The following is an 11,395-nucleotide window of genomic DNA, read 5'->3' as shown; positions in this document are numbered from 1 at the left end:
TAAAAATGAAAACTTTAAATAAAATAAATACCGTTATATTTTTGTTGTGCATTACGTTAGGTTTCGCACAACAAACACCTGCACCAGTGCAAACTAAAGATTTTGCTATTGTTGGGGCAACCGCTCATATTGGAGATGGAACCGTCATTGAAAACAGCATAATTGTTGTTAGTGATGGAAAAATAACAACCATTGGACCAGAAGCTTCAACACCACTTACTAAGCAAGCTATGGACATTATTGATGCCAAAGGTAAGCACGTTTATCCTGGCTTTATTGTGGCTAACGGAACTTTAGGATTGGTAGAAGTTGATGCTGTAAAAGCATCTGTTGACCTTTCTGAACTTGGAACATACAATCCACATATTAGAAGTATTATTGCTTATAACACAGAATCTAAAGTTATAGAATCTATGCGACCAAATGGCGTGTTGCTTGGGCAAGTTGTACCAAGAGGTGGACGAATTTCTGGAACCTCATCAGTTGTACAATATGATGCTTGGAACTGGGAAGATGCAGCTATTAAAATGGATAATGGAATTCATATCAATTGGCCAAGCAGCTTCAGTCGTGGTCGTTGGTGGCTAGGCGAAGATGCTGGTTTAAAGCCTAATAAACAGTATAAGAAACAAGTTACAGAATTAGAAGCTTATTTTACAGAATCTAAAAGCTACAATAAAGGCGATAAAAAAGAATCACATTTACCATTTGAAGCCATGTCTGGTTTGTTTGATGGTTCTAAACGTTTATATATTAATGTGAATGACGAAAAAGGAATTACCGATGTTGTTAATTTTGCAAAAGCACAAGGGGTTTCTAAAATTACTATTGTTGGTGCTTACCAAGCCGATAAATTAACTAGCTTCTTAAAAGAAAATAATGTTTCTGTTTTTTTAAGACGTGTACATACTAGACCAGAATTAGAAGATGATGATTACGATTTACCTTTTAAACTTGCTAAATCTTTAGTTGACGCAGGCGTTTTGGTAGCTTTAGAACCAAGCGGACAAATGGAACGTATGAATTCTAGAAACCTTCCATTTTATGCTGGTACAACGGTTGCTCATGGATTAACAAAAGCACAAGCCTTGCAATTAATTACTGAAAATCCGGCGAAGATATTAGGGATTGACGATTTGTATGGTACGCTAAAAGTTGGCAAAAGCGCAACACTTTTTATCAGTGAAGGCGATGCTTTAGATATGCGAACAAATATATTAACGCACGCATTTATCGATGGCAGAAACCTAAGTTTAGAAACACACCAAACTGAACTTTGGAAACGTTATTCTGAGAAACTCTCAGAGAAAAAATAACTAACACTTAGATTATAAAAAAAGCGAGCCAAATGGCTCGCTTTTTTCATTGAGAATGAAGTAAAAAACCTCATCTAAAATTTATATACATTACTCAATCACTTTTGCACCTTCTGGTTGCATAAATAATTTTGCGTCTGGCGCTTTTTCAGAAAGTACAACATCTGTAAAAGCAACTGTATTTCGTTTTTCTGTTGGTATGTTATTTTCATACTTGTACCAATCAATGCTAGCTGGCACTACTAAACCATTAACGGTCTGCCAATTGTTATATCTTATAAAATGAAAATCTTCACTTCCTTCGTTTTTACCATATGTTACCGTGTAACCTAACCATTCCATTTTTCCGGTTTCAGCATCATAAAAAATCTTGTATTGGTCTTCTGATGATGCACCAATGCCATCTTCGTAAGAAATTAAAATCCCTGGATATGATTTACCTTCAAAAACCAATGGTTCTGTAGTTTCGTATTTAATACCATCATCAGCTAATACAAATGGCATGGCATAGAAATAAAACATTAAACCTTTATAAAATTTTGGCTTTCCTTTATATTCTTTTCCATCTTTTTCACTAATCCAAAGCGTTGTTCCATCAAATCCTTGTGTGTAATTTGGCGTATCAATTTGTTCTGCTCTTGTTTTTAAGTTTTCAGTGATAACTTCTTTTCCTGTTGGTTTATCAATAGAAAAAGACAGTGTTTGCATTTTATTCCATGTATCTATACTTCCGTGGGCATCAAATACTTTAGTGATAGATTCTGGATAAATACTGGTTGTGATTTCTTCTGTTGTAACAGCTTCAGTCATCACTTCTTGTTCTTGTTTTGGTTCATTTTTACAAGCAGAAACAAAAATTGCAAAAGCTAATAGAGGTAATATTTTTTTCATGATTAAGTTTTAAGTTGATTGGTTTGACGCGAATAATTAGCATACATTACAAAAAAGCTTCAGAATTTATCTGAAGCTTTTTTAATCCTATAGTAACTACGTTCGTTTAGTCGACCATTAATTTTTCAATAGTCTTGGAGTTTCCTGCTGTTAATTCAACAAAATACAATCCACTTTCTAAATTTGAAATATCTAAAGTTGAAGATTGTTCTTGAAGCTTGATGTCTTTCAAAATCATTTTGCCTTGGATATTATATATATTTATTAATCCATCAACTGAACTAGAATTTGAGATTTGGATGGTCACTTCATCTTTTGTTGGATTTGGAAACATTGAAAATTCAGAAACATTAAAACCAGTAACACTTAACGCAACACTTGGCTCTAAGTAATCTGGTATATTGTTATTGTTAGTATCATCATCTGTTGGGTCTCCATTGTTGTTATAATCTTCATCTATGGTTAACACATTATCGCCATCATCGTCGTCATCTAAAAAATTTTCAATTAAATCATTATCAGTGTCAACAAAAATATGTGATACATTTCTACCTAAAACAATATTAATTTCAATTAATGTATCTACACCATCGCCATCGTCATCATCATCTAAATAATTTGGAATATTATCATTATCGGTATCATCATCTTCTAAATTACCATTTCCATTTATATCTTCATCAGCATCTATTACTCCGTCATTATCTATATCTGTACAAACCACTTCCACTACATTAACCATTGTAGTCACCATTCCACACCCAGAAAAAGCGACAACTGTTACATAATAAAAACCAGGTTCTGATACCGTTAGAAACGGTTGAGTTTCACCTGGTAATGGACCACTATCAGTTGCCCATTGAAAACTATAATCTAATTCAGATAATTCTGTATCTAGCACTAATGTATCTCCTAAACAAAAAGTGTAACTACTTTCTAAATTTAATTCTGGCAATGAATTAATAATGAGATCAAAATTGGTTACTGCAAAGCATCCTTCTAAAGCTTCAACTCTCACATAAATTGTTTGAGGATTAGTTGTATTTATAAAATTATCTGGCGTTGCCAATACACCTGTATTAGCTGATGCATCTGCTTCACTTAAAAAATAAGTGATATTGAAGGGTTCACCAGAAGGATTAATTACCCCTTCATTTATGGTTAAATCAAATTCAGCTGTTACGTTATTATTATAATCACATTGTTCCAAATCCGATGGTATGCCCATAGCACCTGACGGATTAGGTAATACATATAGAGTTAATGTTGTAAAACCAACACATCCAGTGTTTACATCTGTTACGGCAACATACAAAGTTTGTGGGCTATAAGTATTATCATAAGATGTTGGCGTTAGTATATTGTTTAATTGCATTTCAGCATCCATCTGAGATTCATAATACGATACAGACCAATCTGCATTACCCGCTGTTATTTGATTATCATTAATAGTTAAATCGAATGTTGCAATCTCGTCATTATCATCATCACATAACTCTAATGGTGTTGTCTGAGTTGGTATTGGAACAGGGTTCACAATTAAATTAACAGTGGTTAATGCTGTATTTTGAGTCTCATTTTCTTCTACCCTTATGTGTATAGTTTGGTAACCACTTACTACATTGCCGTAAGGTGATGCTATCGGATTCGCACCAGTTATTGCTTCAGTTTGAGTTTCGTGATAAGTTATAGTATAATCAATTCCACTCTGAGACCCTAAAACTTGTGCGTCTAAAACGGTTAAATCAAACAACGCAAAGCCATCATTATCGTTATCGCAAATTACTAAATCACTTGGTTGATTAGCGACTTGAGCAAACATTGTTGTTATTGAAAATGTGAATAGAAAAAAGAATAGTAATTTTTGTTTCATAATTGGTTGGGTTAATGATTCAATAATAAAACAAGTTAAGCAAAAAAACTCCTACTACCTTAAAATAAGATAATTTCATTTTATTCACTAAAATTTGCATTGTCACTCATACGAGAACATCAACCACATGATTAAATCGAATAGAAAACCTAAAAAACCATTAATTAAAACTCGTTTTGCTGAAAGAAAAGTATAGATATTCTAAAACCCCAAATAGTTACACACGTTATGCTTAAGACTAAACTTATTACTCGTCTAATCCTCAGAGCTATAAAATGGTATTACATTAAAATAATCCGATTCTGTTTTTTTATAATACTTACAATTTCTAAGTTGCTTACTCATAAATTCTACTGTATTATAAACTTCATAAACCAACAGCTTATTATTTCTTCCTACTTCAGATTTTGCTTCTAATCTTATTTTAGCAATCAAATCATTTATTTCTTCAGGATATTTTAAGCTCATCGTTTTTGTAGATGAAAATCGAGAATTAGTTTCGGACACCACCCAATACATGGTTTTTTCTTCAATTTGATTCTCAACTGAATGCTGTTTAGACAACAATTGTCCATCCTTTACATCTATAGTTATTTTAGATACTTTCTTCAACTTTGCATTGGTTATGATATCCGTAAAATCCAAATCTGCACGCAAATTTTTAGTTTTCTCCATATACATAACAATCCAATGCTTTTCAACTTTGGCTTGTATTACATAATTACCATAAGGCAATTTATCAAGACCAATCTTGGTTTTAATACTATCCACTTTAATAGTTTCAAAATAGTCTTCATTTAATATATCTACTTGGTCTATCTTTATTTTCTCACTTTCTAATATGAGACTATCACCGTTTTTATTCAATTTTTGTTCCACTAATAATTCACTAGCAATCGAATTAGTATTTTTTTGAAAATTAATATCTTGACTATATGAAAATAGACTGATTGTAATAAATACTATAAAGCAATATTTTTTAATCATTATTTTCATTTGTAATTATCTAAATTTAAATATTATTAGTCTTATATATACGTGAGTGACACCGATTTTAGATTAACGTAAATACCTTAACTATTAGACCGAACTTAACCTAATTGGTCACAATCACTTTTTATAACACAACAATTGCTCCAAAAACACATTCAACTTTTTTTATTGGAAATTCGTTTAAAAAATTCGACAAAATGCTCTTTTATTATGATTACAAATTCCAAGTAGATTTAAGGTTTATGTCTTAACTAAAAATAATTCTAATAAAAGCAGTAAATTCTTAACTTTACCCTTCCTTTAAAAAACCTATTTTATTTAAATAGTACCTTTGAAGGTAATCAAATGTTTTACATGAATAAGATTATATCTAGCGCACAAAACCCTTTAATAAAGCAACTCTTCTTACTGAAAGAAAAGTCGAGAGCTCGCAAAAAATCCAATCAATTTTTAATTGAAGGGAAACGCGAATTATCATTAGCCATAAAAGGAGGCTATAAGGTTGAAACACTTTTGTTTTTACCTGATTTATTTTCGGAAAGCGAAGCGAAAGCTATGTCACAATACAATATTGACATTATTGAAATATCAAAGGAGGTGTTTCAAAAATTAGCCCATAGAGATACTACTGAAGGTGTTATTGCTGTTGTAAATTCAAAAACACATCAACTTGAAGATTTAAAACTCACATCTAAAAATCCATTAATCTTAGTGGCAGAAGCTCCAGAAAAACCTGGAAATATTGGTGCTTTATTACGCACCGCAGATGCAGCAAATGTAGATGCTGTAATTATTGCAAATCCTAAATCAGATTTATACAATCCAAATATCATTCGTTCTAGTGTTGGTTGTGTGTTTACAACAGAAATTGCCATGACAAGCTCTGAAGAAGCGATTGCTTTTCTCAAAAAATATAACTTCAATATTTATTCTGCCATTTTACAAGAGTCAGAACCTTACTACTCTCAAGATTATACGTTACCAACAGCAATTGTGGTTGGCACAGAAGCAACAGGTCTAACTGAAGAATGGCGAGAAACTGCCACTCAAAATATTAGTATCCCAATGCAAGGAGTTATAGACTCTATGAATGTTTCTGTTGCTGCCGGAATCCTTATTTTTGAAGCGAAACGCCAACGCGATTTTAAATAAATAAAAAACGTCAGTTCAAGTGATTTTCGAGGAACGAGAAAATTGTATCGAGAACCATTGTAACAAATAAGCTTCTCGATACAAAATTTCAAAAAAAAAAAAAAAGAAATTTCACTCGAAGTGACGAAAATATACAAACTATAATAATGACATCACAAACCCTTTTCTTTATCATAATAGCCATCATTATCATCAATTTTATAGTTGATAAAGTGCTCGATGCTATAAACGCAAAACACTATAACGATCCAATTCCTGAAATATTAAACGATGTATATGACGCAGAGGAGTATAAAAAATCACAAAATTATAAATCTGTTAATTATAAGTTTGGACTTATAACCTCCTTGTTTTCTTTTGCATTAACCTTAGGGTTCTTGCTTTTAGATGGTTTTGAATACGTTGATAATTTTGCTAGAAGTTATTCTGATAACCCAATAATTATCGCGTTAATTTTCTTCGGCATTATTATGATTACAAGCGATATTATTACCACGCCTTTTGGCTACTACAAAACCTTTGTGATTGAAGAGAAATTTGGTTTTAATAAAACGACGAAAAAAACCTTCATATTAGATAAATTGAAAGGTTTACTAATGACCATATTACTTGGAGGAGGTATCATTGCACTTATTGTTTGGTTTTATCAGATTACTGGTAATGAGTTTTGGTTATATACTTGGGGAATTGTGACTGTTTTTACGGTTTTTATGAATATGTTTTACTCCAAACTTATTGTACCACTTTTCAATAAACAAACGCCTTTAGAAGCGGGCGAATTACGAAATAAGATTTCAGCCTATGCTGAGTCAGTTGGTTTTAATCTCGATAAAATATTTGTCATTGATGGTTCTAAACGAAGTACTAAAGCTAATGCCTATTTTTCTGGTTTTGGCAGCGAAAAACGTGTGACACTTTATGACACTTTAGTGAACGATTTAGACGATGAAGAAATCGTTGCTGTGTTAGCACACGAAGTTGGGCATTACAAAAAAAAGCACATCATTTTTAATTTGGTGACCTCTATCATACTCACAGGACTAACACTTTTTATCTTATCTATATTTATTTCGAATCCATTATTATCAAATGCTATTGGAGTTGAAATTCCAAGTTTCCATGTTGGTTTAATTACCTTTGGATTGCTCTACTCGCCTATTTCGGAAATCACAGGTTTAATAATGAATTATGTTTCACGCGTTTTTGAATACCAAGCAGATGATTATGCTAAAAACACTTATAAAGCGGAATCTTTAATCACCTCATTAAAGAAATTATCTAAAAATAGTTTGAGTAATTTAACACCTCATAAAGCCTATGTATTTATGCATTATTCACATCCAACGCTTTTAGAACGCGTTAAAAATTTAAAGAAGTAAAACCACTTTGCTTTTTAAAAACATACAACGTTAATAAATCTCAGAAACTTTGAGCGACTCCAATACAGAAGACCATTATACAAGCACAAACACTATTGAAGCTCCAGAATCAGATTACTTGTTTATTCAGCCTTCACAAATTAAAAATGCTGGTAAAGGTTTATTTACTGCGATAGATATTTATGAAGATGAAATAATTTCTTTATTTAAAGGAGAAATTATTGATAACAAAGAAGCTGCCATAAGATCACAACAAAATAAAGATCGATATTTTATTAATTTGCTAGATGGCAACATTATGGACAGTATGCATACAGATTGCTACGCCAAGTATGCTAATGACGCAGAAGGCTTATCGCAAAATAATTTTAAAAACAATGCTGCAATCACTTTAGACGACGATAATAATGTCTGTATAAAAGCAACAAAAAATATAGACTATGGTGAAGAAGTATTTTGCAGCTACGGTAAACCGTATTGGAAAAAACATAGTGAATAGCATTTACTACCATCCCATAAATACTTAAAACACGTATTTCACACTTTTAGAATACCTTAGGAATTTAAGGCCATAACTTCACATTATTATAACATTAAAGACCCTCAATTTTTATAACTTTGAATAAAAGAAAACATAAAATCATGACAGAATTAAAAAATAGAAAAGCAATAATAACAGGAGGCGGAAGAGGCTTAGGAAAAGCTACAGCAATCGCTTTTGCAAAAGAAGGCATTGATGTTGCCATTACGGGAAGAAATGAAGCTGTATTAAAAGAAACTGTTGCAGAATTAAAAGAATTTGGTGTTAATGCTATTTATGCTGTTTTTGATGTTGGCGTTTATGCAGAGGTTCAAAAAGGTATTAAATCTCTTATTGACACTTTAGGATCAATAGATATTTTAGTAAATAACGCAGGTATTGCAGCCTTTGGTTCGTTAAACGATATGGAAGTGCACCAATGGAGCCAAATTATACAAACCAATGTTATGGGAATGTATTACGTAACCAAAGAGGTTTTACCACATTTAATAGCTAAAAACGAAGGCGACATTATAAATGTATCATCTACAGCAGGCTTAAGTGGTAATGCTACAACTTCAGCTTATTCAGCATCTAAATTTGCAGTTATCGGAATGTCTCAGTCGCTAATGAAAGAAGTCCGCAAAAACAATATTAGAGTTTGTACTTTAACACCAAGTACTATTGCATCAGATATGTCAATAGATTTAGGCATTGCAAATAAAGATTCTGAAGACAGCGTTTTACAACCCGAAGATTTTGCAGAACTAATTGTATCTGGTTTAAAATTACCACGAAGAGCTATGATGGCAAATGCGTCATTATGGTCTACTAATCCATAAGTTTCAACTTGAAATAAATTATTACAAAACCTGCATTAAATGTGGGTTTTGTTGTTTATATAAAATCTAATTTCTTTAAAAAGGACTAATTCTAAATTTCATTCAAAAAAACAATTGCCAATTAAAAAGCATTTCACTAATTTAGTTCTATGACGGAAGAAGCCATAGAAATAGAAAACAAAGCCATTGCCAAAGCTTATAAAGAATTACTTAAGGTAAGCTATCAAACTTTAACGGTTGATGATAAAAAATTAATTCGTCATGCTTTTGAGGTGGCTCTCGATGCGCACAAAGACCAAAGACGCAAGTCTGGAGAGGCTTATATTTTCCATCCCATTGCTGTTGCAAAAATTGTAGCACAAGAGATTGGTATGGATGCTACATCTATTGCTGCGGCTTTACTTCATGATGTTGTTGAAGACAATCCAGATTACACCATAGATGATATGGAACAACTCTTTGGCGAAACTGTGGCCAGAATTGTTGATGGATTAACAAAAATATCATCACTAAAAAAAGACATGGATGTGTCTTTACAAGCTGAGAATTTCAGAAAAATGCTATTAACGTTAAATGATGACGTTAGAGTTATTATTATAAAAATAGCAGACCGTTTGCATAATATGCAAACAATGGATTCTATGCGTGCAGACAAACAAGTTAAAATTGCCTCTGAAACCTTATACATATATGCACCTTTAGCCCACAGAATAGGCCTTTATAATATTAAAACTGAGCTTGAAGATTTAGGATTAAAATATACAGAACCGGAAGTCTATAATGACATTCTAGAAAAAATACAAGATAGTAAGGAGGACCAAGATGCTTATATTAAAGCATTTTCTAAAGTTATAGACGACTCCTTAACTACTGAAGGTTTACATTACGAAATAAAAGGACGACCAAAATCTATTTTTAGTATTCGTAGAAAAATGGTAAAACAAGGTGTTGCCTTTGAGGAAGTTTATGACAAGTTTGCTGTTAGAATTATTTACAAATCGGATATAGCCAACGAAAAATTCTTGGCTTGGAAAATATATTCTATCGTTACAGATCATTTTACACCTAATCCAATTAGACTAAGAGATTGGATTTCTTCACCAAAATCTACAGGTTACGAAGCACTTCATATTACTGTTGTCGGACCAAAAAGCCGTTGGGTAGAAGTTCAGATTAGAAGTGAACGCATGAATGAGATTGCAGAAAAAGGCTATGCAGCACACTATAAATATAAGAATGCAGACGCCAAAGAAGATAATCTTGATTTATGGATTAACCGTTTGCAAGAAGCATTAGAAAATCACGAAGCTGATGCTGTAGATTTTGTAGAGCAGTTTAAACTCAATTTATATTCTAAAGAAATATTTGTCTTTTCACCAAAAGGAGATTTAAAATCATTACCAAAAGGTGCAACACCTTTAGATTTTGCTTTTAGTATACATACAGAAATTGGCATGAAAACCAGAGGTGCAAAAGTAAATGGTAAATTAGTTCCGTTAAGTACCGAATTAAAAAGTGGTGATCGTGTTGAAGTAATGACCTCAGAAAATGCTAAACCTAATGCTAACTGGTTAGATTACGCGACAACTGCTAGAGCACGAAGCAAAATAAAATCGGCATTAAATGAAGACACCAAACTTATAGCAGAAGAAGGTAAAGAAATTTTAAGACGAAAATTAAAACAACTTAAAATTAATTTGAATGAAAGTTCAATTAACGATTTAGTCAGTTATTTTAAATTAAATACCTCCTTAGATTTATTTTATCGTGTTGGTATTGGCACCATTGATAATACAAAACTGAAAGCCTTTGCTTCATCTCGTAGCAATGCTTTTGTCAGTTATTTTAAAAATAAGATTTATAAACCATCTGTACCAAAAGATATACATAAAGAAGAAATCACCTCTAAATATGATATGCTGGTTTTTGGTAAAGAAGAAGAAAAGCTTAATTATACATTAGCCAATTGTTGTAACCCCATTCCTGGAGATAAAGTATTTGGGTTCTTAACCATTAATGATGGTATTAAAATCCATAAAAAAAATTGTCCAAATGCAGTAAGTTTACAATCTAATTATGCCTATAGAATTTTGCAAGCTAAATGGATAGATTCTTCACAGCAGGTCTATACCTCACAACTTACGTTGTCTGGTATAGATGACATGGGACTTGTAAATCATATTACCAAGTTAATTTCAGAAAACATGCATGTTAATATGAAAAGTTTAAGTTTTTCTAGTGATGATGGCGTTTTTACGGGAAAAATAACCGTAGATGTAAAAAATCAAACGATGCTAAAAAAACTTATGGATAACCTAAAAAAGATTAATGGTATTGATAAAGTGACTAGAGTATAACAGCTTTTGCAAAGCTTTAAAAAAGTTATTAAAAGCATGTTCATTTCTTTTCTTTTTTAAGGCAGTTTTTAC

General features: G+C 31.9%; 9 protein-coding genes. 6 read left to right on the top strand and 3 right to left on the bottom strand.

The window, feature by feature from the left end; translation table 11 throughout:
• Window positions 1-5 precede the first annotated feature (5 nt).
• Window positions 6-1,316 carry an amidohydrolase family protein gene (locus Q0807_RS05025; protein WP_299107102.1) on the top strand — a complete coding sequence of 437 codons (1,311 nt, stop codon included), beginning with the start codon at window positions 6-8 and terminating at the stop codon, window positions 1,314-1,316.
• 90 nt (window positions 1,317-1,406) lie between these two features.
• On the opposite strand, the gene Q0807_RS05020 is transcribed toward Q0807_RS05025, so the two are convergent.
• The 3 genes from Q0807_RS05020 to Q0807_RS05010 all read right to left on the bottom strand — a co-directional run bounded on the left by Q0807_RS05020 (window position 1,407) and on the right by Q0807_RS05010 (window position 4,947).
• Entirely contained in the window at window positions 1,407-2,207 is an 801-nt protein-coding gene (locus Q0807_RS05020; protein WP_299107100.1) for a DUF6503 family protein, read from the bottom strand.
• A 106-nt stretch (window positions 2,208-2,313) separates the two neighbouring features.
• Window positions 2,314-4,080, bottom strand: a complete 1,767-nt coding sequence (locus Q0807_RS05015) for a T9SS type A sorting domain-containing protein (RefSeq protein WP_299107097.1) — start codon at window positions 4,078-4,080, stop codon at window positions 2,314-2,316.
• 255 nt (window positions 4,081-4,335) lie between these two features.
• A complete protein-coding gene (locus Q0807_RS05010; protein ID WP_299107095.1) occupies window positions 4,336-4,947 on the bottom strand; it encodes a hypothetical protein in 612 nt (203 codons plus the stop codon).
• Between the two features lie 480 nt (window positions 4,948-5,427).
• Between Q0807_RS05010 and Q0807_RS05005 the strand changes: the two genes are divergently transcribed.
• The 5 genes from Q0807_RS05005 (at window position 5,428) to Q0807_RS04985 (ending at window position 11,323) form a co-directional block, all read left to right on the top strand.
• On the top strand, window positions 5,428-6,225 hold the full coding sequence (locus tag Q0807_RS05005; protein WP_299107093.1) for an RNA methyltransferase: 798 nt from the start codon (window positions 5,428-5,430) through the stop codon (window positions 6,223-6,225).
• A 146-nt stretch (window positions 6,226-6,371) separates the two neighbouring features.
• The gene (locus tag Q0807_RS05000) at window positions 6,372-7,604 is read left to right on the top strand and encodes a M48 family metallopeptidase (RefSeq protein ID WP_299107091.1); all 1,233 of its coding nucleotides are present in this window, start codon (window positions 6,372-6,374) and stop codon (window positions 7,602-7,604) included.
• 49 nt (window positions 7,605-7,653) lie between these two features.
• Entirely contained in the window at window positions 7,654-8,103 is a 450-nt protein-coding gene (locus Q0807_RS04995; RefSeq protein ID WP_299107089.1) for an SET domain-containing protein, read from the top strand.
• A gap of 143 nt (window positions 8,104-8,246) precedes the next feature.
• Window positions 8,247-8,966, top strand: coding sequence for a 3-ketoacyl-ACP reductase (locus Q0807_RS04990; protein WP_299107086.1), 720 nt, complete (start codon window positions 8,247-8,249; stop codon window positions 8,964-8,966).
• A 149-nt stretch (window positions 8,967-9,115) separates the two neighbouring features.
• Complete coding sequence (locus Q0807_RS04985) at window positions 9,116-11,323, top strand: RelA/SpoT family protein (RefSeq protein ID WP_299107083.1); 2,208 nt, start codon at window positions 9,116-9,118, stop codon at window positions 11,321-11,323.
• Window positions 11,324-11,395: the final 72 nt, after the last annotated feature.

The sequence above is a fragment of the uncultured Winogradskyella sp. genome (genome assembly GCF_947495255.1).
Classification (GTDB): Bacteria; Bacteroidota; Bacteroidia; order Flavobacteriales; family Flavobacteriaceae; genus Winogradskyella.
Note: the sequence above shows the minus strand (reverse complement) of the source record. Positions and strands in the feature narration are given on the sequence as shown.